Source organism: Streptococcus mitis (genome assembly GCF_905187495.1).
In the GTDB taxonomy this organism is placed as follows: domain Bacteria; phylum Bacillota; class Bacilli; order Lactobacillales; family Streptococcaceae; genus Streptococcus; species Streptococcus mitis_CU.
Genome location: NZ_CAJJIB010000045.1, coordinates 19,964 through 44,767, shown reverse-complemented (window position 1 = coordinate 44,767; position 24,804 = coordinate 19,964). Strand labels below are relative to the sequence as shown.

Sequence of the window (24,804 nt, the reverse complement as noted above, 5' to 3'; positions counted from 1 at the left end):
AGAATGAATATGAAAAAGAAACGTGGATTGTTATTTTTGATGTCTATTGTCTTGGGAGGTTTCTTGGGCATGTTTGTAGGGATGTTTAAGGCACGTGCTGAATCCCACGCAATTATGTTAGATGTAAAAATTTTGATACCATGGATATCAGCTATTTGTTTAGTATTAGCTTTCATTAGCATTTTTTTGACTTTCAATTTCCTAAAGAAAAGCAGAAAATTTCACTCCTTGTATCAAGAGGAAATGGATGATGATCTGAATGAAACCTATTATGTGCAGATGTATCGGAATCTCGAGTTTGGAACTATTGCTTTTAATAGTGCAAGCGTAGCGATTTTATTGGCTCTCTTCATTTCAGGAAGTGAAGTAATTGTACTCGATATAAGCCATATAACCTTATCCCTTTCCTTTTTGGGATTAGTGTTAGTTTTAAATGCTCAAAAATATCTTTTTAAGACCATTGCGATTGTTCGTCAGTTTGATTTAGTATTTTTCTCTACACCAAAGGATATCTTGGAGCATTTCGATTCTTACGATGAAGTGGAGCGCAAGGCTAATTTGGAACAGAGTTTTCGGATTTTATTCCAATTAAATAACTATGTCTTGCCAGCTTTGTACTTTCTGATTGCTCTCTTTTCCTTACTGACAGGAGATATTCAGTTACTAGCCTTCTTGCTTGTAGGAGCTATCCATATTTATATCAATGTGATGCAGTTGCCTATGGTAAAACGTTATTTCAAATAAAGGAGTTTCTATGATTCGTGTTGAAAATGTAAGCAAAAGTTTTGGGAGCAAAAAAGCTCTTCATCAGATTTCTTTTGAGATTAAGGAAGGTGAAATCTTTGGTTTTCTGGGCCCTTCTGGTTCAGGTAAAACAACCATGATCAATGTCTTGACAGGTCAGTTGGCTACAGATCAAGGTAAAACAGTTTTGTTAGGCAAGAATTCTCAAGATTTAACCTCAAATGATTTGGAACAAATTGGTATTGTGAGTGATGGCAGTGGTTTTTATGAAAAGATGAGTCTTTATAAAAATCTTCTCATCTACGCTAAGTTATATGGTCTCAAGTCAGATAGAGTAAATCAGGTGCTCCAACAGGTTGGATTGGCAGATGCTAAAGACATCATCGCAGAAAAACTATCTACAGGAATGAAACAACGAATGTTCTTGGCTCGTGCCCTTCTGAATGCTCCTAAGATTCTCTTTCTAGATGAGCCAACCAGTGGTTTAGACCCTACAACATCTAAGATGATTCATACCCTACTACAAGAATTAAAGCAGGCGGGGACAACTATCTTTCTGACAACGCATGATATGCATGAAGCAACTCTGCTTTGTGATCGCTTATCTCTTTTGAATAAGGGAAACTTAATAGAGTATGGAAGTCCGCAAGATATCATCCAGAAGTACCATGTGGATAAGAAAGTACGTGTGGTTTATAATGATGGACGAGAACAGATAGTTCCTTTTGAAGAATTACCACATTTAGATACGACAGATTTGATGGTGGTTCACTCTTGTGAGCCAACTTTAGAAGAAATCTTTATCAGATTGACAGGAGAAAAGTTAGATGTTTAGAAAATTAAATGCCCTACTATGGTTAAGATTACAAGTTCTTATCAGCAATTCAACTTTGTTGGCGACTCTATTGATGCCTTTTGGAATAGCTGTTCTATATAATGAATTCTTCAATAAGAATGGAGAATTGAGTATGTTTCTCCTCTCTTCGAGTTTGACGATGGTCTTGAGTATGGGAAGTGGTTATATGGTATCGATTATGATGGCAGAAGATAAGGAAAAACGCAATCTTAAATCACTCATCCTAAGTGGTGTGACAGCAACAGAATATACTTTCAGTATGCTTGTTCTCCCTATTTTGATAATGTTATTTGCTATGATTGTACTGCCCATCTATCTTAAAGTAGATCTATCAAGTTACTTATTGGCCTATGTTATCTATTTAATCCTAGCAACTATTAGTATTATTTTTCTCAACCTTTTAATCGGTGCAGTGTCAGATACTCAGTCTAAAGCGCAAGTTTATAGTATCTTTCCTGTGTTTATCGTCTCTTTTTTACCCATGATTGCTCTTCAAAATGATACGGTTCAGAAAGTGTTGGATTACTCTTTTATTGGTCCAATTGTAAATCTTTTAAATAAAAAAGGTGGGGAAATATCTTTTTCTAATATTGGTATGTTACTTGCCTGGGTACTTGTGTTAGGAATAGCAAACCTCTTTGTATTGAAAAACAGCTATAAAGCAAGATAGGAGAACTTTATGAAACTACTTAAAAACCTTGGCTGGTTTCTTCTAGCTGTTCTATCCTTTTTATTCATCTATGGCTTCATTCAGGGGCTCGCGACTACTTCGCTTGCCTTAGGCGCTTCACCCTATGCTGTTACCCTACTCTATGTGGCCTTGGCTGGAGTTTATGTGTACGGTATTTACAAATGGTACCAGAAAGGTCCTGTTCATATTGAGAAGAACGGATTTAACCGATTTATTTGGCTTCCTGCCTTGGTTTGGTTCTTATCTCTGGTTGTCCAGTTTTTCTTGCCAAATGATCCTTCAGTAAATCAGCAAATAGCGATAGACTTGACCTTGTCTCAACCACTTTTCTCATTCTTTGCGGTCGTTATTTTTGCTCCTTTGACGGAAGAACTTATCTTTAGAGGGATGTTGGCACGCTATCTCTTTCCTAAGCAGGACAATAGTAAACAAACTCTAATTTTTCTTCTGGTAACAAGTGTTCTATTTGCCTTGATTCATTTCCCAGGAACTTTGCAACAGTTTTTGGTTTATGCTAGTCTAGGATTGAGTTTGGGGCTGGCTTATGTAAGTCGAAAAGGTCTTCTTTACAGCATTTCTCTTCACGCTTTGAATAATTTAGTGAGCTTTTTGATGATTCTCATGCTATAATAGAGTCAGGAGGTCACATGAAACGAGTAATTTTATTAGCAGTGATTCAAGCAGTCGTTCTATTTTTCATCATTGGAGCGCTAGCTTATGCCTTTAAGGGCGATTTCTTCTATAACTATCTAGCAGTCGTCTTTGCCCCTATTGCAGGTGTCTTGCGCTTTGGGACAGCTTACACAACGGAAATTGTCTTGCCTCGAAAGGCAGCCGAAATTGCTGAAAAGCGTAAAGCAGGCAACAATTCAAAATAAAAGAGTCCGATGAACTTCATCGGATTTTTGTATGGGCGTCAATTTTTAGAGTCTTCACTTGATTTTTAAAGACTGGCAAACTTTTCTGATGATTTTCATGAAGAGCCTGCGCTTTTATGGTAAAATAGTAACAGAATAAAAGAGGAGAGAAACAATGAAACGTAGTATGTATGCTGGTCGTGTTCGTGAGGAACACATCGGACAAGAAATAACCTTGAAAGGATGGGTTGGCCGTCGTCGTGACCTTGGTGGTTTGATCTTTATCGATCTTCGTGACCGTGAAGGAATTATGCAGTTGGTTATCAACCCTGAAAAAGTATCTGCAGAGGTCATGGCAACAGCTGAAAGCCTTCGTAGCGAATTTGTTATCGAGGTGACTGGACAGGTCGCTGCGCGTGAGCAAGCCAATGATAAGTTGCCAACTGGTGCAGTTGAGTTAAACGTGACAGCTCTGACAGTGCTTAATACAGCTAAAACAACCCCATTTGAGATTAAGGATGGCATTGAGGCTAATGACGATACACGTTTACGTTACCGTTACCTTGACCTTCGTCGTCCAGAGATGCTGGAAAACCTCAAACTTCGTGCTAAAGTGACCCACTCTATTCGCAATTACTTGGATGAGTTGGAGTTTATCGACGTGGAGACACCATTCCTTTCTAAGTCAACTCCTGAAGGGGCGCGTGACTATTTGGTGCCGTCTCGTGTTAATAAAGGGCATTTTTACGCTCTTCCTCAAAGTCCACAAATCACGAAACAGCTCTTGATGAATGCTGGTTTTGACCGTTACTACCAAATCGTTAAATGTTTCCGTGACGAGGACTTGCGTGGTGACCGCCAGCCTGAGTTCACACAGGTTGACTTGGAAACATCTTTCCTTACTGAGCAAGAAATCCAAGATATCACAGAAGGTTTGATTGCGCGCGTGATGAAAGAAACTAAAGGCATCGAAGTGACGCTTCCATTTCCTCGTATGAAATATGATGATGCTATGGCTCTTTACGGTTCTGACAAGCCAGATACCCGTTTTGACATGTTGCTTCAGGACCTGACAGCAGTAGTCAAAGGTGTAGACTTTAAAGTCTTTTCAGAAGCACCTGCTGTAAAAGCAATTGTGGTCAAAGGAGCTGCGGACAACTATTCACGTAAAGACATCGACAAGATGACCGAAGTAGCCAAACAGTATGGTGCCAAAGGTCTTGCTTGGGTCAAGGTGGTTGATGGAGAATTAAACGGACCAGTTGCCAAGTTCTTGACTAGCATCCAAGCAGAATTGACAACAGCGCTTGCTCTTGAAGATAAGGACTTGGTTCTCTTTGTGGCGGATACGCTTGAAGTGGCTAATGCAACGCTTGGTGCCCTTCGTGGACGTATTGCCAAAGAGCTTGGTTTGATTGATAATGATAAATTCAACTTCCTTTGGGTGGTTGACTGGCCAATGTTTGAATGGTCTGAAGAAGAAGGCCGCTACATGAGCGCCCACCATCCGTTCACCCTTCCACAGGAAGAGACTGCTCATGAATTAGAAGGTGATTTAGCTAAGGTTCGTGCCATTGCTTACGATATCGTTTTGAACGGTTATGAGCTTGGTGGCGGCAGTCTTCGTATCAACCAAAAAGATCTTCAAGAACGTATGTTCAAGGCTCTTGGTTTCTCAGCCGAAGAAGCAAATGACCAGTTTGGCTTCCTTCTTGAAGCCATGGACTATGGTTTCCCACCACACGGTGGCTTGGCTATCGGGCTTGACCGATTTGTCATGCTCTTAGCAGGGGAAGAAAATATCCGTGAAGTCATTGCCTTTCCTAAGAACAATAAGGCAAGTGACCCAATGACACAAGCTCCTTCAACAGTAGCTCTCAAACAACTAGAGGAACTCAGCTTACAAGTAGAAGAAGATGAAACAAGCAAAACGAATTAAGCGGTGGCGCTATTATCTGCGCCGCTTTGCTCATCAGATAAAAATTTTACGTGTCTTACAAAGCATCTCTCGTGAAAAATACGATGAGAAGATTTCGGCTTCTCTGGTCTATGGTTTTTTATCAGCAGTAGCGGTCAATTTCTTTTTCCAACCAGGTCATGTGTATTCGAGTGGTGCGACAGGTCTGGCACAGATTATCTCTGCCTTGAGTAATCACTGGTTTGGTTTTCATATTCCGATTTCGCTGACCTTCTATGCCATTAATTTTCCTTTGATGGTCTTGGCTTGGTATCAGATTGGCCATAAGTTCACCGTCTTTACCTTTATCACGGTATCCATGAGTTCCTTCTTTATCCAGTTTGTCCCTGTGGCGACCTTGACGGAGGATCCCATTATCAATGCCCTTTTTGGGGGTGTTGTCATGGGCTTAGGGATTGGTTTTGCTCTTCGCAACAATATCTCCAGTGGTGGGACGGATATCGTCAGCCTGACCATTCGCAAGAAAACAGGTAAGAATGTTGGTAGTATTTCTTTCTTGGTCAATGGGACCATCATGCTGATAGCAGGTTTGACCTTTGGTTGGAAATACGCTCTCTACTCTATGATTACCATCTTTGTCTCTAGCCGTGTGACAGATGCGGTCTTTACCAAGCAAAAACGCATGCAGGCCATGATTGTGACCAATCATCCAGACAAGGTAATTGAAAAAATCCATAAAAAATTGCACCGCGGAGCAACTATGATTCACGATGCAGAAGGAACCTATAATCACGAAAGAAAGGCAGTTTTAATTACTGTCATTACACGTGCAGAGTTTAATGAATTTAAACAGATTATGAAACAGGTGGATCCAGGTGCCTTTGTCTCTGTATCTGAGAATGTTCATATTCTGGGACGGTTCGTTGAAACAGATAATTAGTAACTAAAAAAACCAGCGCGAGCTGGTTTTTATTTTTCGATAATTTTGTGGGCGATTAACTGACGGTAACAAATTTGCTTATTGCTTTTAGCATCATTGATAATCTGGAGGATGGTTTCAAGGGAAACACGACCAAGTTCTAGGCTATTGATATCAACATAGGCCGCCAAGTTGAGCTTGGGATTGACTGAATCGAAGCTGAGAACAGGGACATCCAGTTGGTGCTTAGCAATATAGTCACAGACCCCTTCGGCTAGGAGGCTATCAGTTGTGATGATAGCGTCAATCATAGGATCGTGTTTAAACAAACGCTTACTGAATTGATAGCCCTTTTCTTCTAGGAATTCGTTCGCAAAATAGGTCAAGTTACTATCAAGAGGCAGTTTGTATTGCTTGAGTGCGGACTCATAGCCTGTTAAACGGTCTTGCGTTACGAAGAGCCGCTTAGTCCCTCCAATAAAGGCAATTCGTTTGCAGCCTTTTTTGATGAAATATTCGGTTGCATCAAAACCAGCTTGGACATTGTCATTATCGACAAGGGGAATGAAGGGGGACAGAGATTTTCCGAGGATGAGGAAGGGAAACTGCTCATCAGCGACCAGCTTGACCAAGGGATCTTCCTCTTCGGCATAAAGGAAAATCAAACCATCCACACGTTTGCCGTAAACCATCTGTGAAATCGCTTTAAGGCGCTCTTTTTCATCTTTACCTGTTGCAATCTGAATGGCATAGTGGTTTTCAGAAGCAACTTGGGCGATACCACGGAGGACAGATGGGAAGAAAGGATTTTGATAGAAGGCGTCTGAGTCGTCAGGAAGGACCAAGCCGATAACTTGGGTATAACTGCTTACCAAACTACGAGCGTTGAGGTTGGGGTGGTAATTGAGCTCCTTCATAGCCTTGCGAACGCGTTTTTTTGTTTCGTCGCTAATGGTTGATTTATTTTGAATAACACGGGTTACGGTTGAAGGCGAAACACCAGCAGCCTTGGCCACGTCTTTAATCGTAACGGGCATAAAAATCTCCTATTTATGGTAATCTGGATCACGGAAATGCGTTTTATAAAAGATAGTGACCAGATACAGAACAAAAAGAATGTTTTGTACAGTAATCAGAGTTGTCATATTTTGGCCAAAGAGTCCCAAAATAAGCGTAATTAGAGTAGGTAATCCTAAACAGTTCAAGATAAAATGGTAGCACTCTTTAAAGGTTTTAAATGAAAAGAGGCGTGATTTCTTAGTGATATAAAGGAGAAGACTAGCCCCTAGAGAGACGATAAAGAAATTCAAACCAAAGAGGAAGCTTGCACCGAGAACTAGAAAGAGACTGATATAGACACGATTCTGCTGGTACCAGTCTTTAGAAATGGCTTGGGTCAAGCTGTCTTTACTTTTGAAACTCTCAGTCTCAATCGCCCGGTAAGAGATACGGGTCAATTCCTTGCTTTCCTTGCTGATGACGAGCTCATTCGTATCGAAATGCAGTTGCAAGTTCTTAGGTAATTCCTTGCTTTGACTTGGACCGATTAAAAGAGAAGGGGCTTGACTAGCTGTTCCTGTATAAGTAAATTTACCATCAACAATTGTAGCATGTTCAGAGAGATCCTGGACAACCTTATCTGTCAATGGTTCATAGACATTATCGATAAAGGTTTCTAGCGGATAAGTTTCCTGCGAGCTGTTTTGGATGGCAATGGGTACCATAGACAAGCTGATAAGGAAGATACTGGTAAAGAGAAGCTGAAACCAGTTGAGTCCGAAACGTTTGGACAGGGGCTTACGAAATCCCCAAATACTTGAAAAATAGGAAAATGGATATGGAAGCATAGGTATCTTTCTAAAAGGTATTTTCTATATGAGTATTATTATATAGAGAAATGTGCTTTATTTCAAGTCTAGGAGATGAATTGCTTGTTGAGAGAACATTTTTCATAATCCCCATCAATAAGTTTTAAAATGAAAAAGGGTGGCGGGGATATATTATCCCTTGTCGCCACCACTTGTAAGTCCTGAAACAAAGTTCTTTTGTAGGAAGAAGAAGAGAATACAGATTGGAAGGGCAATGAGGATAGCACCTGCTGAGAAGTAGGCAATCTTCAAGTTTTTTACATTGCTAACGAAGGTTTGGAGACCTACGGCAACAGTAAAGTATTCTTTCTCACGAAGCAAGAAACTAGAAAGGATATAGTCTCCAAAAGGTCCCATGAAGGCCCAGAGAGCTTGTACGGCAACCATTGGGCGAACAAGTGGAAGAACAATTTGCCAGAAGCGGCGGAAGTGTCCTGCACCGTCTAGTTTTGCAGATTCGTCTAGAGACATTGGCACTGTATCGAAGTAGCCTTTCATGAGCCAAGCATTCATCGGGATACCACCACCAACGTAGAGGAAGATGAGGAACCAGCTGTGGTTAAGGGCGTTCAACATAAGTGCCATAACGAAGAAGGCTGTCAAAGCGGCCATGGTTGGCACCATTTGGATAATCAAGAAGAAGACCAAACTTTGTTTACGAGCCAAGAAGTTGTAACGGCTGTAAGCATAACCAGCAAGTACGATAATACTTGTTTGAACAGCCATAGTAATTAAGGCGATAATCAAAGTGTTGAGGTACCAAGTACCGTACAAGGTTTCAGTGAAGAGGCCTTTAAAGTTATCAAAATTGAGGTCGATATTAGTATCTAGTTTAAAGGCTGAGACGTTACCTGCTTTAAAGGCTGACATGATGGTAATCAAAAGTGGATAGATAATCACGATTGATAGGCCAATTAAGTAGAGGTAAGTAAGGGTTTGAGTCAGTCTACGTTTGAGTTTAATTGAGTTATTCATCTTAGACGTCCTCCATATCAAATGCGTGTAGTTTCTTGAATGCGATCATAGAGATTGAGATGACAATGATAGAGATAATCAAGGTAACAGCTGCCGCCATTGAGTATTGAGGAGATGTACCTGTTGTCAAACGGTAGATCCATGAGATCAAGATATCGGTTGAACCAGCTCCACCTCCGACACTACCAGGTCCTCCACCATTGAAGAGGTACATGATAGAGAAGTTGTTAAAGTTGAAGGTGTATTGGCTGATCAAAGTAGGTGCCGCAACGGCCAAGATCATTGGGAAAGTGATGTTGCGGAATTTTTGCCAAGCATTGGCACCGTCAATATAAGCTGCTTCGTAAAGGTCGTTAGGGATAGATTGTAAGATACCTAAAGTCAAAACGTAGATGTATGGGAATCCAAGCCAACCTTGCATCATAATCAAGGCAATTTTTGTCCAAGTTGGATCTGTTTTCCAAGGAATAAGAGCGCCATCAAGGAAAGGAAGGAATTTAGCCAAGATTGGCAAGACTTGAGTGTTGATGGCTCCGACACTATCGTTAAACATGTTTGAGAATGTCAAGATAGTGATGAAGGCTGGAACAGCCCAAGGAAGAAGGAAAATAACACCAAAGATACGTTTTCCTTTGATAAATGGTTGGTTAGCAATGATAGCTGTGAAGATACCGATGACGATCTGTAAAGTTGAGGCAGCCAAAGCCCAGATGATAGTCCAAGAAAGAACGGCACCGAAGGCAGAACGGAAGGTACTCAAACTCCAGATGTTCGTAAAGTTGGTCAAACCAACCCAGTCCAACAATTTGTTTGGTGGCAAGTGTTGGAAGTCGTAGTTGGTAAAGGCGATCATCAAGGTTACGATAACTGGGAAGATGATCGCAAAAGTCATGGCAACATAAGATGGAATGATCAAGAGGTAAGGGAAGCCATTTTCATAGATTCCTTTGACCATTTCTTTAAAGGTAAGTGCTACTGGTATGCCATTGTTAATGTGTTTGGCAGTTGTATGTGCCTCTTTGATATTTGCGAAATAAAAGAGTACATAAACAACTACAAAGATTAAATGGAAGGCACCGCGAATCAACATAAAGAGGGAATTGTCACGACCTGGTTTGTCACCAAGAGTGATGAGATTGCTCAATTCAGGGGCTGCAAGTGCTAGGAAGTAGAGGACAAATACAAGGGTTACACCAAGGAAGATAAAACCTTTGGCTTTTTGTTTATTGTAAATCTGTCCTAACCCAGGAATGATAGACAGCAGGGCTGCTTTACTAGGTTGTTGCTTTTCCATAATAACTCCTTTCATAGGATACTGGTTCCTAGTTAAAACCTAAATTATATATGTTTTCTATTGATAAATTCAAAGGGGGATTTGAATTCCACCCCCCTTGAACAAATTTTTTTATTCACCAAATTTTTGTTTGATTGTTTCTTTGATCAATGTTACAGCATCGTTAGCAGATGTTTTAGCATCTTTCTTACCACTTACAGCATCAAAGAGCATATTTTTAGCTGGATCCCAAACTGCAGACATTTGAGAGATGTTTGGTAGTGGTTGAGTGTTCTTGAACTGTTTGATAACAGCTGTTGTCAACTCATCGTTTTTACCTTCAGCGTATGAACGAGCCTCAGTATTAGCTGGGATTTCGTTAGTTTTATCGTATAATACTTTTTGTTGTTCAGTTGAAACAAGGAAGTCTACAAATTTTTGAGAAGCTTCAAGGTTCTTAACGGCTTGAGGAATGACCCAAGCTTTACCACCACCGAATGGAGTATATTCTTTTCCATTTGGAAGAGTTGGGATAGTTGCAACACCGTAGTTTACTTTAGCATCTTTAAAGGCTTGAGCTTTCCAAGGTCCGTCGATGATAGCAGCTGTTTTACCTTCTTGGAATTGAGTTTGGATCAAGTTTCCAGCACCTTCTGTATCTTGCATACCTTTAGGCCATTTTTCGTACCAAGATTTAGCGTAGTTGATACCTGCGATAGAACCGTCGTTTGCAAGACCGATGTCTTTAGCGTCTTTACCGTTTTGTCCGAATACGTAACCGCCGTTACCAGCAAGAAGTCCGTATGCATAGTAGAAGTTTGTCCAGTCAGCTAGGAAAGCAGAAGTTTTTCCATCTTCACCAGCGAATGCGTATTTGCTATCTTTAGCAAGGTTTTCCAAGTCAGCAAAAGTTTTTGGAGCTTCTTTTATCAAGTCTTTGTTGTAGTACATAACAAGTGACTCGATAACGGCAGGAGCACCGTAAACTTTACCATTAGCAGCTGTTACAAGAGATTTAGTTGTGTCGTCTGTTTTAGCACCATCGCTCAATTTCACTTCTGAAAGTTGTCCGTCAGAACCAAGGCTACCTACACGGTCGTATGGAGCCATCATAACATCAGGGACATTACCAGATTGGTTGTCAAGAGAAAGTTTATCAAGACCTCCTAGAGCATCACCAGTTTTAAGAGTGACTTTTACTCCAGTTTCTTTTTCATAAGCTTTAGCAACCTCTTCAATATAGCTCTTATATCCCTCGTCTACATATACAGTGAGTTCTTTCGCTTCAGATGAACCAGAATCAGCAGGCTTATCAGCAGTTTTGCTTCCGCAAGCTACCAAAAGCAAGCTAGCAAGTGTAACAGTTCCAAGCACAGCAGCGCTCTTCATGAATTTAGATGACATAGTGTATTCCTCCTAAAGAATAACAAATTTTATAATGAGGAAACGCAAACGTTTTCCTTTATGGGATTAGTATAGCACAATCGGAAAGCGGTTGCAAGTGTTTTTTGTAAAAATTTTTAAAAAAATTGTGAAAAAAAGTAAACGCTTCATCGTCATATAATAGTAGAAAATCCCAAAAATCCGTTTTGTTTTAAATTTAAAAAAAGTTGAGAAAACGATTGCCTAATTTACAAATGGAAGGCAGGGAGGATTCTCTCTTTATTTTTGCTTAATGAGATAGGTGAAACCCTTATTCCTATTTTGTTTGTTGCCTAAAAGAATATATATACGAGTAAGAAGAAAAAATTTTTAAAAAATAATCAAAAAAGTTATCTAAAACCGCTTGCATTTATCAAGAAAATAAGCTATACTAGTAATAGCGCAAACGTTTGCGTTCATAAAAATGTAATATCTAACTATAAACACATGAGGTGCTTATTATGAAAAAACGTCAAAGTGGTGTGTTGATGCACATTTCTTCTCTTCCAGGAGCATACGGAATCGGATCATTTGGTAAAAGTGCTTACGACTTCGTTGATTTCTTGGTTCGCACAAAACAACGTTACTGGCAAATCCTTCCACTAGGAACAACTAGTTACGGAGATTCTCCTTACCAATCTTTCTCAGCCTTCGCAGGGAACACTCATTTTATCGATTTAGATATCTTGGTGGAACAAGGCTTGTTGCAAGCAAGTGACCTTGAAGGGGTTGACTTTGGTAGCGATGCTTCTGAAGTTGACTATGCTAAAATCTACTATGCACGTCGTCCTCTTTTAGAAAAAGCGGTAAAACGTTTCTTGGAAGTAGGAGATGTTAAAGATTTTGAGAAATTTGCTCAAGACAACCAATCATGGCTTGAACTCTTTGCAGAGTATATGGCTATCAAAGAGCATTTTGACAATCTTGCTTGGACTGAATGGCCAGATGCAGATGCTCGTGCTCGTAAAGCTTCAGCACTTGAAAGCTACCGTGAGCAATTGGCAGACAAGTTGGTTTACCACCGTGTGACTCAATACTTCTTCTTCCAACAATGGTTGAAATTGAAAGCTTACGCTAACGACAACCACATCGAAATCGTTGGAGACATGCCAATCTACGTAGCGGAAGATTCAAGCGATATGTGGGCAAATCCACATCTCTTCAAGACAGATGTCAACGGTAAGGCGACTTGCATCGCAGGATGCCCACCAGATGAATTTTCTGCAACTGGTCAGCTTTGGGGTAACCCAATCTATGACTGGGAAGCAATGGACAAAGATGGTTACAAATGGTGGATTGAACGCTTGCGTGAAAGCTTCAAAATCTACGATATCGTTCGTATCGACCACTTCCGTGGCTTCGAATCTTATTGGGAAATCCCTGCTGGTTCTGATACAGCAGCACCCGGTGAGTGGGTGAAAGGTCCTGGCTACAAGCTTTTTGCAGCCGTTAAGGAAGAACTTGGTGAGTTAAACATCATCGCAGAAGACCTTGGTTTTATGACAGACGAAGTTATCGAATTGCGTGAACGTACTGGCTTCCCAGGAATGAAGATTCTTCAATTTGCCTTCAACCCAGAAGACGAAAGCATCGATAGCCCACACTTGGCACCTGCTAACTCAGTTATGTACACAGGAACACACGATAACAATACGGTCCTTGGTTGGTACCGTAACGAGATCGATGATGCAACTCGTGAATACATGGCGCGCTACACGAACCGTAAAGAATACGAAACAGTGCCACATGCTATGCTTCGTACAGTCTTTTCATCAGTTAGCTTCATGGCAATTGCAACTATGCAAGATTTGCTAGAATTGGATGAGGCAGCTCGCATGAACTTCCCATCTACCCTTGGTGGAAACTGGTCTTGGCGTATGACTGAAGATCAATTGACACCAGCTGTCGAGGAAGGCTTGCTTGACTTGACAACAATCTATCGCCGAATCAATGAAAATTTGGTAGAATTAAAGAAATAATACAATATCAGGAGACACCTTAAACATGTTATCACTACAAGAATTTGTACAAAATCGTTACAATAAAACCATTGCAGAATGTAGCAATGAAGAGCTTTACCTGGCTCTTCTTAACTACAGCAAGCTTGCAAGTAGCAAAAAACCAGTTAACACTGGTAAGAAAAAAGTTTACTACATCTCAGCTGAGTTCTTGATTGGTAAACTTTTGTCAAACAACTTGATCAACCTTGGTCTTTACGACGATGTCAAAAAAGAACTTGCAGCTGCAGGTAAAGACTTGATCGAAGTTGAAGAAGTTGAATTGGAACCATCTCTTGGTAATGGTGGTTTGGGACGTTTGGCTGCCTGCTTTATCGACTCAATTGCTACTCTTGGTTTGAACGGTGACGGTGTTGGTCTTAACTACCACTACGGTCTTTTCCAACAAGTTCTTAAAAATAACCAACAAGAAACAATTCCAAATGCATGGTTGACAGAGCAAAACTGGTTGGTTCGCTCAAGCCGTAGCTACCAAGTGCCATTTGCTCACTTCACATTGACATCAACTCTTTACGATATCGATGTACCTGGTTACAAGACAGAAACTAAGAACCGCTTGCGTTTGTTTGACTTGGATTCAGTTGACTCTTCAATCATTAAAGATGGTATCAACTTTGACAAGACAGATATCGCTCGCAACTTGACTCTTTTCCTTTACCCAGATGATAGTGACCGTCAAGGTGAATTGCTCCGTATCTTCCAACAATACTTCATGGTTTCAAACGGTGCGCAATTGATCATCGACGAAGCAATCGAAAAAGGAAGCAACTTGCATGACCTTGCTGACTACGCAGTTGTCCAAATCAACGATACTCACCCATCAATGGTTATCCCTGAATTGATCCGTCTTTTGACTGCTCGTGGTATCGAACTTGACGAAGCAATCTCAATCGTTCGTAACATGACTGCCTACACTAACCACACAATCCTTGCTGAAGCCCTTGAAAAATGGCCTCTTGAATTCTTGCAAGAAGTGGTTCCTCACTTGGTACCAATCATCGAAGAATTGGACCGTCGCGTGAAAGCAGAATACAAAGATCCAGCTGTTCAAATTATCGATGAGAGCGGACGTGTTCACATGGCTCACATGGATATCCACTATGGATACAGTGTTAACGGGGTAGCAGCACTTCACACTGAAATCTTGAAGAACTCTGAGTTGAAAGCCTTCTACGACCTTTACCCAGAAAAATTCAACAACAAAACAAACGGTATCACTTTCCGTCGTTGGCTCATGCATGCTAACCCAAGACTATCTCATTACTTGGATGAGATTATTGGAGAAGGTTGGCACCATGAAGCAGATGAGCTTGAAAAACTCTTGTCTTATGAAGACAAAGCAGCTGTCAAAGAAAAATTGGAAAGCATCAAAGCTCACAACAAACGTAAATTGGCTCGTCACTTGAAAGAACACCAAGGTGTGGAAATCAATACAAACTCTATCTTTGATATCCAAATCAAACGTCTTCACGAGTACAAACGCCAACAAATGAACGCTTTGTACGTGATCCACAAATACCTTGACATCAAAGCTGGTAACATCCCTGCTCGCCCAATCACAATCTTCTTTGGTGGTAAAGCAGCTCCAGCCTACACAATCGCTCAAGACATCATCCACTTGATTCTTTGCATGTCAGAAGTTATTGCTAACGATCCAGCAGTAGCTCCACACTTGCAAGTAGTTATGGTTGAAAACTACAACGTTACTGCAGCAAGCTTCCTTATCCCAGCATGTGATATCTCAGAACAAATCTCACTTGCTTCTAAAGAAGCTTCAGGTACTGGTAACATGAAATTCATGTTGAACGGAGCTTTGACTCTTGGTACTATGGACGGTGCTAACGTGGAAATCGCTGAGTTGGTTGGCGACGAAAACATCTACATCTTTGGTGAAGATTCAGAAACTGTTATCGACCTTTACGAAAAAGCAGCTTACAAATCAAGCGAATTCTACGCTCGTGAAGCTATCAAACCATTGGTTGACTTCATTGTTAGCGATGCAGTTCTTGCAGCTGGAAACAAAGAGCGCTTGGAACGTCTTTACAATGAATTGATCAACAAAGACTGGTTCATGACTCTTCTTGACTTGGAAGACTACATCAAGGTTAAAGAACAAATGTTGGCTGATTACGAAGACCGTGACGCATGGTTGGATAAAGTTATCGTTAACATTTCTAAAGCAGGATTCTTCTCATCTGACCGTACAATCGCTCAGTATAACGAAGATATCTGGCACTTGAACTAATACTCTTCGAAAATCTCTTCAAACCACGTCAGCGTTGCCTTACCGTACTCAAGTACAGCCCGCGGCTAGCTTCCTAGTTTGCTCTTTGATTTTCATTGAGTATAAGATACAAGATTTATACTAATACACTTTCCTATAAAGCGAATTTCGATTGAAATTCGCTTTTTTAAATGCTGTGGATTTGGGTCAATCTTGTCTTAAAAAGATAGAAATCATAGACACCTTAAACGCTTAAAATGCTGGTTTTTACTGTCTTCAGCCTTATATTTCTTCGTAGTTGATTACCTCATATCTCTTGTATTCGCTTACACAAAGTATTATAATATGATTATAGGAAAGAAGGTGTTCTTATGTGGAAAAAATATTTTTCAAAATATAAATGGACGGATTTATTTTGGATTCTATTTGTTATTTTAACATGCCTCTTGGCGGGTAATAGTAATCTTTACCCCCTTACCCATCAAGAAATCTCTTATCATGGGTGCTTATCGGGAATTACACTTGCCTTATTCCACTTGCTATTTATTGATAAGTTTTTTATTTCGAATCGAAAATAAATGGAGAAGCTAAAAGCTTTAAATGTTTAAGACTTTTGGGAACGATAGTTTAAAAATTGAAATTTAAAACCGCAGATCTTCTTGAAATGCGGTTTTTTGTGTCAATTATAGTACTCTCCCAACTAGAATCTCAGCCTCAATAGTAATCTCTGTCAGTTGGCTCCAGTCAATCTTGGTCTGGTCGACGTGAAAGAGTAGGGGCGTCATGCTGAGTAGGGATTGGAGCTGATCTGCTGTGATAGTCTTAGTCAGAGAGGCAGTTTTACTTGATAGGATGGTAAAGTGTTCTTGGAAATGATTTTTGATATCTTGGTTGGAATAGTCCTTGTTTGTCAGCTGGTCTTGTACCTTCTGACGGATTTCCTTGAGGTGATTTTTAGTTGGAATAACCTTTATCAAGATACCGTCTTTGGATAAAACGCGACGAAATTCTCCATAGTTGGCAGGGGAAAAGATATCAAGCAGGATATCCATGCTAGCGTCTTTTATAGGGAGGCGAGCCAGGTCGCCAACAAACCAATTGACTGCCCAATCGGGTTCGCTCTTAGCAGCGATTTGGACGGAATCTTTGGAGATGTCAAAGGCATAGAAGGTTTTGTCAGGATGACTTTCTTGGAGTTTGCGAGAATAGAATCCTTCGCCACAACCGATATCTAAGACTGTGGTGCTAGTTTCTGAACTGGCTAGCAAGTCAGATACAGCCTCTAAAATAGCCTGATAAAAGCCGGCTTCTAGGATTTGTTGACGATTTTGAAAATTTTCCTTGTCGTAGTTAGCAGATTGCTTGATTTGAGGGGCTAGATTGACATAGCCGAATTTCGCCAAGTCAAAAGAATGGCGATTGCTACATTTGAGACTGTTCTCTACCAGAGTCAGATTGTCTTGACAGATAGGACAGGCAAAGGCAGTAGCAGAAGCAAAACGTTGAAGTTTGGGTTTGAGATTTGTATTCATAGTTTAAGTGTATCAAAAGAGGCAAATGAAAGCAACTTTAGGAATAAGTAGATGGGAGATTCAGTAGAAATAAAACTAATACTCTTCGAAAATCAAATTCAAACCTCGTCAACGTCGCCTTGCCGTACTCAAGTACAACCTGCGGCTAGTTTCCTAGTTTGCTCTTTGATTTTCATTGAGTATAATTCTCCAATTTATAAAATGAAATTGCTTTTATATCTAAATTGCTATATAATAATGATAAGGAGGAAATAAGTATGTTAAAAGAAGTATTAACCGTTGCAAAAGTTGCGAAAAAATCATCACTCTTTTTGGGTGGTGTCGCATTTGGTACCCTTGGTTTGAAAATCTTGGCAAGTAAGGAAGCTAAAAAAGGTTATTCTAAAGCTTTGGCTAAGGCTTACAAGTTGAAAGACGGGCTAGATGCATCTGTTTCTGTTGTGAAACAACATGGAGACGATGTCTTGCAAGATGCCAAATATTTGTACGAGCAAGAGAAAAAAGAAGAGCAATTAGATAGCCTTATAGGGGAATAATATGTCTTTTAAAGTGCTACATAGAGGATACCAACATATCCGACTATCATCTTCTTTTTCACTCACCTTGGATATTCAAGACTATCTTCGTTCCTTGGCGAGAGATGAAAAGGGGATTGAGTCTATCCAGTTTTACATGGATCAACAGCACTTTACTCTACGTATAAAAGAAGGCTTTTCTGTATTAGATAATGCAGAAGCCTTTTTAAAAAGAATTGATAAAGGGAAAGTTTCTGAGTTGATGACTCTTCCCATTCGTAGAGAAGAGAGTGCTTATTCTATTGTTTCAGGTGCAGCGATTAAGCGTATACTTTTTCGTAGTTTTGTGCCGTACCCTATTCGCTATATATGGACTTGTTATCAGGCTTTTGGCTATATTAGAGAAGCCTATCAAACACTAGCGCGTAAGGAACTAACGATGGAGGTCTTGGACTGTTCGGCGATTTTATTGTCCTTGTTTATGAACCAATCCAAGACAGCTAGCAATATCATGTTTATGCTTGATTTGGGGAATCATTTAGATCAGTGGTCCTTGAAAAAAACTGCAACAGATTTAGAACAAAGCCTTCTTGCAAAAGAGAGCGATGTATTTCTAGTACAGGGGGATACGGTTGTTAGTATCAAGAGTTCCGATGTTCAAATAGGAGATGTCTTGGTCCTATCTCAAGGAAATGAAATTCTGTTTGATGGACAAGTAGTTTCAGGTTTAGGTATGGTCAACGAAAGTTCCTTGACAGGAGAGAGTTTTCCAGTTGAAAAAAGAGAGTCTGATTTGGTTTGTGCAAATACAGTATTGGAAACTGGAGAGTTACGCATTCGTGTAACCGATAATCAGATGAACAGCCGGATTTTACAGCTGATTGAGTTGATGAAGAAATCTGAAGAAAACAAGAAAACGAAACAACGCTATTTCATCAAGATGGCGGATAAGGTCGTCAAATATAATTTCTTGGGGGCTGGTCTGACTTACCTATTAACAGGTTCTTTTTCTAAGGCTATTTCTTTCCTATTGGTCGATTTCTCCTGCGCTTTGAAAATCTCTACTCCTGTAGCTTATTTGACAGCTATCAAGGAGGGGTTGAACCGTGAAATGGTGATTAAGGATGGGGATGTTCTGGAGAAATATCTGGAAGTTGATACTTTCTTGTTTGATAAGACGGGAACAATCACAACTAGCTATCCTATAGTTGAAAAGGTGTTACCTTTTGGGGACTATAGTGAGGAAGATATTCTCAGAATCAGTGCCTGTCTTGAGGAACACATTTATCATCCTATTGCTAATGCCATCGTCAAGCAAGCTGAGATAGAGGGGATTGAACATGAGGAAATGCATGGGAAACTCCAATATATCGCAAGCAAGGGGATTAAATCTCATATAGATGGGCAACCAGTTCTTATTGGAAATTATGTCTTGATGCAGGATGAGCAAATTCATATCAATTCAGAACAAAATGCTTTAATTGAAGAGTACAAGAGTCACTATAATCTCTTATTCTTGGCTTATCAGAATGAATTGATTGGAATGTTCTGTATTCATACTCCGTTGAGAAAAGAAGCAAAAGCAGCCTTGGAGAAACTTAAGGCACAAGGGAAAAAATTGATTCTGGCAACAGGGGACACCTTGGTTAGAACAGAGGAATTAGTCAAAGATTTGCCCTTTGATCAGGTCTATACAGACTTGAAACCTGATGGGAAATTTGAGCTAGTAGAGGAACTGCAGAAAGCAGGTCACACTATTTTGATGGTTGGAGATGGCTTGAATGACTCAGCTGCTCTAACCCTATCAGATATCGGTGTGGTGATGAATGAGAGTGCAGATATTTCTAAGCAGATGAGCGATATCTTATTGTTAGATAATCGTTTGGATTTCTTCCAAGAGTTGGATTGGCTATCATCATCTTTGCAAACACTCATCAAGAAGAATATTCAAGATACCGTTGTCGTAAATAGTAGTTTGATTGGCTTTGGCTTATTTAATTGGCTCAGTCCTTCAAATCTCTCTATCTTACATAATCTAACAACCTTGCGCATTGTACTGCGTAGTCTGTCTATTAAAAATAGATAGATGAGATTTATTAACAGCAAAAAGGAGTTACCTTTCTCGAGGATAACTCCTTTGTTTATAGATAAATGTTGAATAGTTTAGTAAGTCAAAACAAAGTATTTTTTCTTTCCACGACGGATAACAGTCAGTTCGTTCTCTAACTTATCTGCGTCACTCAAGACATAGTCAAGGTCTTGGATGCGGTCGCCGTTGACGTAGATAGCTCCGTTTTGGACGTCTTCACGGGCTTGGCGTTTTGAGTTAACCACACCAGATGAGACGAGCAGTTCCACAATATTGTGATTTTCATCTGCTTGAACTTGGTAGTTTGGCACTCCACGAAGTCCTTGTTTGAGCTCTTTAACAGAAAGATTTTTGATGTTTCCTGCAAAGAGTTGCTCAGTGATGTTAAGAGCTTCTTTGTAAGCTTCTTCTCCGTGAACAAGAGTAACGACTTCACGAGCCAAGACTTTTTGTGCCAAACGTTCGTGTGGAGCTGCTTCAAATTGTTTACGGATGTCTTCAATCTCATCGAGTGACAAGAAAGTAAAGATCTTCAAGAAGCGAACAGCGTCAGCGTCCATAACGTTCATCCAGAATTGGTACATTTCGTATGGAGAAGTCTTTTCAGGATTGAGCCAGACTGCGTTTCCTTCTGATTTACCAAATTTCTTACCAGTTGCATCGGTAATCAGTGGTACAGTGATAACGTGACCAGTCTTATCAGCTTTACGACGAAGCAATTCAGTACCAGCTGTCATATTTCCCCACTGGTCAGAACCACCGATTTGAAGCGTTACGTTGTGGTCTTGGTTAAGGACGAAGAAGTCGTAACCTTGCATGATTTGGTAAGCGAACTCAGTGTAAGAAATTCCTGTTTCAATCCGTTTTTTCACAGACTCCTTGCTCATCATGTAGTTGACAGTAAAGTATTTTCCGATATCACGGAGGAAATCAATGAAGCTGATGCTGCCAAACCAGTCGTAGTTGTTGACCATGACAGCCTTGTTTTCCCCATTTTCAAAGTCAAGAAAACGAGAAAGTTGTCCTTGGATAGACTTGACCCAGCCATCTACTGTGTCTTTTGTTTGGAGACTACGTTCAGCATCTTTGAAGGACGGATCTCCGATGAGACCTGTAGCACCGCCAACGAGCGCATAAGGTTTGTGACCTGCTAGCTGCAAGCGACGACTTGTCAAGATTGCGACAAGGTGGCCTAAGTGAAGGCTGTCAGCAGTTGGATCGTAGCCAGTATAATAAGAAACTTGACCTTCTTCTAGGGCTTTACGCAAAGCTTCTTCATCAGTCGTTTGAAAAATCAAACCACGCTCTTTTAGCTCATCAAAAATGTGCATGTGTCTTTTCTCCTTTTTAAAAATATTGTTTCTAACTATTGTATCACAAACTTGGGCAATAGCCTAGTAGAATAAGGAAGAAAGTGGCTATTTTATTGAAAGTTTACCTTTTATGGTATAATAGATAGAGTGAGGAAATCCATGCAAAATCAATTAAATGAATTAAAACGAAAAATGCTGGAATTTTTCCAGCTAGTAAAATCAAAAATAAATCATAAAAAATCAGAGAAAGTCTCAGAAGAGAAGAAGTCGGATGGGACAGGTGGGAAAGTTCTGGCTATCTTAGGTAGCATTTTAGCTGCTATCAAGGGAATTTTGAATACTCTCTTTATTCTAGGCTTTATCGGTGGACTTTTTGGTGCTGGTGTAGCTCTTGGTTATGGAGTTGCTTTGTTTGACAAGGCTAAGGTTCCCCAATCGGAGGACTTGGTCAAGCAGGTTAAAAATATTTCTTCTATCTCAGAAATTGTTTATGCAGATGGGAGTGTCATTGCTTCTATCGAGAGTGATTTACTGAGAACTTCTGTCTCATCTGAGGAAATATCGGACAATCTCAAAAAGGCTATCGTTGCAACTGAGGACGAACATTTTCTTGAACATAATGGGGTTGTGCCAAAAGCTGTGATTCGGGCGACTTTGGGAACCTTTGCAGGTTTGGGCTCATCTAGCGGGGGCTCGACCTTGACCCAACAGTTAATCAAACAACAAGTGGTTGGAGATGCTCCGACTTTGGCTCGTAAGGCTACAGAAATTGTTGATGCCCTTGCCTTGGAACGCAGCATGAGTAAGGATGAAATCTTGACTACTTATCTCAATGTTGCTCCCTTTGGTCGAAATCATAAAGGGCAGAATATTGCTGGTGCCCAGCAAGCTGCTGAAGGGATTTTCGGTATCGATGCTAACAAGCTGAGTATTCCTCAAGCTGCCTTCCTAGCAGGTTTGCCACAGAGTCCGATTACTTATTCCCCTTATGAAAATACTGGAGAGTTAAAAAGTGATGAAGACTTAGAACTTGGTTTGAAGCGGGCCAAGGATGTTCTCTACAACATGTACCGTACGGGTGATCTGACTCAGGAAGAATACGACCAGTACAAGGATTATAATCTCAAACAAGACTTCTTGCCATCAGGAACTGTCAATGCTGTTTCGAGAGATTACCTTTACTTTACGGCTATGGCTGAAGCGACAGACCGTGTGTATGATTATTTGGTTCAACAGGACAATGTCTCTAGTCAAGAGTTGAAAAACGAGTCGATTCAAAAGGCCTATCATGAGAGAGCTGAGCAGGAACTAAGTAATGGCGGCTATAAAATCACGACAACAATCAATAAAAAAATCCATACAGCCATGCAAAATGCAGTTGCTAACTACGGTCGTTTGGTAGATGATTCGACTGGGCAGCCTGAAGTAGGGAATGTTTTGATGGACAATAAAACGGGGGCTGTTCTAGGCTTCGTTGGTGGTCGTAATTATCAGACAAACCAAAACAATCACGCCTTTGACACAAAGCGCTCGCCAGCCTCTACAACCAAGCCTTTGTTGGCCTACGGTATTGCTATTGACCAAGGTTTGATGGGAAGTGCTAGTATCTTGTCCAATTATCCGACAAAATTTTCTAATGGAAACCCTATCATGTATGTAAATAGTCCAGGTACAGGCATGATGACCCTGGGTGAAGCCCTGAACTATTCGTGGAATATCCCAGCCTATTGGACCTATCGCATGCTTCGTGAGAAGGGTGTAGATGTCAAGGGTTACATGGAGAAAATGGGTTACGAGATTCCGGAGTACGGTATCGAAAGTCTGCCTATGGGCGGTGGGATTGAAGTCACAGTTGCCCAGCATACTAATGGTTATCAAACAATTGCCAATAACGGTGTCTACCATCAGAAACATGTGATTTCTAAGATTGAATCACCTGACGGTAGAGTAATCTATGAATTCCAAGACAAGCCAGTTCAAGTGTACTCGAAGGCAACGGCAACAATTATGCAGAGTTTGCTTCGTGAGGTGATTTCCTCTCGGATTACTTCAAGTTTCCAAACGGATTTGGCTTCTATCAATTCAAGCTTAGCTCGTGCAGACTGGATTGGTAAGACTGGTACAACCAATGAAGATGAAAATATGTGGCTCATGCTTTCAACACCAAGATTGACTCTAGGTGGTTGGCTAGGGCATGATGACAACCGCCCAATGGCTAAGGGGGCTGGGCATTATCGAAATGCCAAATATATGGCTTACTTGGTCAATGCTATCCAACAGGCTGAGCCTGGTGTTTGGGGCAATGAGCGCTTTAATCTTGATTCTAGTGTGACCCAATCTCAGGTCCTCAGATCTACAGGACAGAAACCAGGCAAAGTATCCGTTAATGGAAAAACACTTGATCTTTCAGGTTCTACTGTAACGAGCTATTGGGCTAATAAGGCGGGAGCTCCTACAACAAGCTATCACTTTGCTATTGGAGGAAGCGAAGCAGATTACCAAAACGCTTGGTCAAGTATTATTGGTAGTTTCTCATCTACACCAAGCTCAAGTAGTAGCTCAAGTAGTAGTTCTAGCAGTACATCAAGTTCATCATCAACACAATCAAATAGTAGAAGATAGGAAAGTGGTATTGATTGCCACTTTTTTCTTTTTTCCTTTCGTGTTACAATAAAGGTATGAATCAGTATCAGAAAAAGATTGTTAAAGGAACCATTTATTCGCTCCTATCTGGCTTAATATGGGGAATCTGTGGAATTTTAGGAGAGTACTTCTTTACTCATTATCAGGTGTCTTCGGGCTGGATTACCTCTATGCGTTTGACACTGGCAGGGAGTCTTGTGCTCATTTGGTCTGCAATGCAATTAAAGTCACAAGTGCTAGATATTTGGCGAGATAAGAAAAATTACCTGCCCTTTTTAGCCTATGCTATTTTGGGGATTTTTTCAGTCCAGTATTTTTTCTACCTCTGCGTAGAATATTCTAATGCAGCGACAGCGACTATTTTACAGTTTATAAGTCCTGTCTTTATCCTCTTTTACAATCGCTTAATTTATAAAAAACGAGCGTCAAAAAGTGCTATTTTCTATGTTTTGATTGCCATGCTGGGCGTTTGCCTGATGGCGACAAAAGGCGATCTCTCTCAGTTATCCATGACACCGCTAGCTCTTATAACAGGTCTGCTGAGTGCCATGGGTGTCATGTTTAATGTTATCTTGCCCCAACCTTTCGCGAAGCGCTATGGTTTTGTACCTACGGTTGGGTGGGGGATGATTTTGGCAGGTTTATTTAGCAATGTCCTTTCGCCGGTTTACCAGCTTTCCTTTACTCTGGATATTTGGAGTATCTTGATTTGTCTCATTATTGCTTTCTTTGGGACGGCTTTTGCCTTTTTTATTTCCATGAAGGCTGTTTCCTTGGTTTCTCCTTTGGTGGTTTCCGTTATTAGTGCCAGTGAACCTCTCTCTTCTGCCCTTTTGAGTGTTTTGTTTTTAGGCTTGGTAGTGGATTGGTCCCTCCTTCTAGCTATGGCCTTGATTATTTTGCCTATGATTTTCTTATCGATAGAAGAAGCGAAAGAAAGTAAATAA

Annotated in this window: 21 protein-coding genes; 14 read left to right on the top strand and 7 right to left on the bottom strand. The window is 40.5% G+C overall.

What is annotated here, in order from left to right; genetic code table 11:
- Positions 1–9 precede the first annotated feature (9 nt).
- The 7 genes from JQ843_RS05065 to JQ843_RS05035 all read left to right on the top strand — a co-directional run bounded on the left by JQ843_RS05065 (position 10) and on the right by JQ843_RS05035 (position 6,006).
- On the top strand, positions 10–744 hold the full coding sequence (locus tag JQ843_RS05065; protein WP_203213053.1) for a DUF3169 family protein: 735 nt from the start codon (positions 10–12) through the stop codon (positions 742–744).
- A gap of 10 nt (positions 745–754) precedes the next feature.
- Positions 755–1,579, top strand: coding sequence for an ABC transporter ATP-binding protein (locus JQ843_RS05060; protein WP_000621680.1), 825 nt, complete (start codon positions 755–757; stop codon positions 1,577–1,579).
- Positions 1,572–2,270, top strand: coding sequence for an ABC transporter permease (locus tag JQ843_RS05055; protein WP_000488852.1), 699 nt, complete (start codon positions 1,572–1,574; stop codon positions 2,268–2,270). The genes JQ843_RS05060 and JQ843_RS05055 overlap by 8 nt, the downstream gene beginning before the upstream one ends.
- Positions 2,271–2,279: 9 nt before the next feature.
- Complete coding sequence (locus JQ843_RS05050) at positions 2,280–2,921, top strand: CPBP family intramembrane glutamic endopeptidase (protein WP_203213052.1); 642 nt, start codon at positions 2,280–2,282, stop codon at positions 2,919–2,921.
- Positions 2,922–2,938: 17 nt separating this feature from the next.
- A complete protein-coding gene (locus tag JQ843_RS05045; RefSeq protein ID WP_000832185.1) occupies positions 2,939–3,169 on the top strand; it encodes a hypothetical protein in 231 nt (76 codons plus the stop codon).
- A gap of 154 nt (positions 3,170–3,323) precedes the next feature.
- Entirely contained in the window at positions 3,324–5,087 is a 1,764-nt protein-coding gene (aspS, locus tag JQ843_RS05040; protein ID WP_020903390.1) for an aspartate--tRNA ligase, read from the top strand.
- The gene (locus JQ843_RS05035; protein ID WP_049492645.1) at positions 5,065–6,006 is read left to right on the top strand and encodes a YitT family protein; all 942 of its coding nucleotides are present in this window, start codon (positions 5,065–5,067) and stop codon (positions 6,004–6,006) included. The genes aspS and JQ843_RS05035 overlap by 23 nt, the downstream gene beginning before the upstream one ends.
- A 29-nt stretch (positions 6,007–6,035) precedes the next feature.
- Here JQ843_RS05035 and JQ843_RS05030 read toward each other — a convergent pair whose 3' ends face one another.
- From JQ843_RS05030 to JQ843_RS05010, 5 genes are all read right to left on the bottom strand, one after another.
- The gene (locus JQ843_RS05030) at positions 6,036–7,022 is read right to left on the bottom strand and encodes a LacI family DNA-binding transcriptional regulator (protein WP_203213051.1); all 987 of its coding nucleotides are present in this window, start codon (positions 7,020–7,022) and stop codon (positions 6,036–6,038) included.
- 9 nt (positions 7,023–7,031) lie between these two features.
- Positions 7,032–7,832 (bottom strand): DUF1189 domain-containing protein, encoded by an 801-nt coding sequence (locus JQ843_RS05025; protein ID WP_203213050.1) that lies wholly within the window; start codon positions 7,830–7,832, stop codon positions 7,032–7,034.
- Positions 7,833–7,985: 153 nt separating this feature from the next.
- Positions 7,986–8,828: a sugar ABC transporter permease gene (locus JQ843_RS05020; protein ID WP_001065647.1), complete on the bottom strand. Its 843-nt coding sequence runs from the start codon at positions 8,826–8,828 to the stop codon at positions 7,986–7,988.
- A gap of 1 nt (position 8,829) precedes the next feature.
- Positions 8,830–10,122 carry a carbohydrate ABC transporter permease gene (locus JQ843_RS05015; RefSeq protein ID WP_203213049.1) on the bottom strand — a complete coding sequence of 431 codons (1,293 nt, stop codon included), beginning with the start codon at positions 10,120–10,122 and terminating at the stop codon, positions 8,830–8,832.
- Positions 10,123–10,233: 111 nt separating this feature from the next.
- Positions 10,234–11,505, bottom strand: a complete 1,272-nt coding sequence (locus JQ843_RS05010) for an extracellular solute-binding protein (RefSeq protein WP_203213048.1) — start codon at positions 11,503–11,505, stop codon at positions 10,234–10,236.
- A gap of 479 nt (positions 11,506–11,984) precedes the next feature.
- Between JQ843_RS05010 and malQ the strand changes: the two genes are divergently transcribed.
- The 3 genes from malQ to JQ843_RS09635 all read left to right on the top strand — a co-directional run bounded on the left by malQ (position 11,985) and on the right by JQ843_RS09635 (position 16,343).
- Positions 11,985–13,502: a 4-alpha-glucanotransferase gene (gene malQ / locus JQ843_RS05005; protein WP_000747274.1), complete on the top strand. Its 1,518-nt coding sequence runs from the start codon at positions 11,985–11,987 to the stop codon at positions 13,500–13,502.
- Positions 13,503–13,527: 25 nt separating this feature from the next.
- Positions 13,528–15,786 carry a glycogen/starch/alpha-glucan family phosphorylase gene (gene glgP / locus JQ843_RS05000; RefSeq protein ID WP_203213047.1) on the top strand — a complete coding sequence of 753 codons (2,259 nt, stop codon included), beginning with the start codon at positions 13,528–13,530 and terminating at the stop codon, positions 15,784–15,786.
- Between the two features lie 350 nt (positions 15,787–16,136).
- On the top strand, positions 16,137–16,343 hold the full coding sequence (locus JQ843_RS09635; protein ID WP_000265676.1) for a hypothetical protein: 207 nt from the start codon (positions 16,137–16,139) through the stop codon (positions 16,341–16,343).
- A gap of 105 nt (positions 16,344–16,448) precedes the next feature.
- Here the strand turns inward: JQ843_RS09635 and JQ843_RS04995 are convergent, their stop codons facing one another.
- Positions 16,449–17,297, bottom strand: coding sequence for a putative RNA methyltransferase (locus tag JQ843_RS04995; RefSeq protein WP_203213046.1), 849 nt, complete (start codon positions 17,295–17,297; stop codon positions 16,449–16,451).
- A gap of 257 nt (positions 17,298–17,554) precedes the next feature.
- Between JQ843_RS04995 and JQ843_RS04990 the strand changes: the two genes are divergently transcribed.
- Together JQ843_RS04990 and JQ843_RS04985 are read left to right on the top strand one after the other, a co-directional pair.
- The gene (locus JQ843_RS04990) at positions 17,555–17,833 is read left to right on the top strand and encodes a DUF6110 family protein (protein WP_000910910.1); all 279 of its coding nucleotides are present in this window, start codon (positions 17,555–17,557) and stop codon (positions 17,831–17,833) included.
- A 1-nt stretch (position 17,834) separates the two neighbouring features.
- On the top strand, positions 17,835–19,898 hold the full coding sequence (locus JQ843_RS04985) for a heavy metal translocating P-type ATPase (protein ID WP_203213045.1): 2,064 nt from the start codon (positions 17,835–17,837) through the stop codon (positions 19,896–19,898).
- Between the two features lie 77 nt (positions 19,899–19,975).
- Here JQ843_RS04985 and tyrS read toward each other — a convergent pair whose 3' ends face one another.
- Positions 19,976–21,232: a tyrosine--tRNA ligase gene (gene tyrS, locus JQ843_RS04980; RefSeq protein ID WP_000546884.1), complete on the bottom strand. Its 1,257-nt coding sequence runs from the start codon at positions 21,230–21,232 to the stop codon at positions 19,976–19,978.
- Positions 21,233–21,373: 141 nt separating this feature from the next.
- On the opposite strand from tyrS, the gene pbp1b reads away from it, so the two are divergent.
- Together pbp1b and JQ843_RS04970 are read left to right on the top strand one after the other, a co-directional pair.
- Positions 21,374–23,836, top strand: a complete 2,463-nt coding sequence (pbp1b, locus tag JQ843_RS04975; protein ID WP_203213044.1) for a penicillin-binding protein PBP1B — start codon at positions 21,374–21,376, stop codon at positions 23,834–23,836.
- Positions 23,837–23,892: 56 nt separating this feature from the next.
- Positions 23,893–24,804 carry a DMT family transporter gene (locus tag JQ843_RS04970; RefSeq protein WP_203213043.1) on the top strand — a complete coding sequence of 304 codons (912 nt, stop codon included), beginning with the start codon at positions 23,893–23,895 and terminating at the stop codon, positions 24,802–24,804.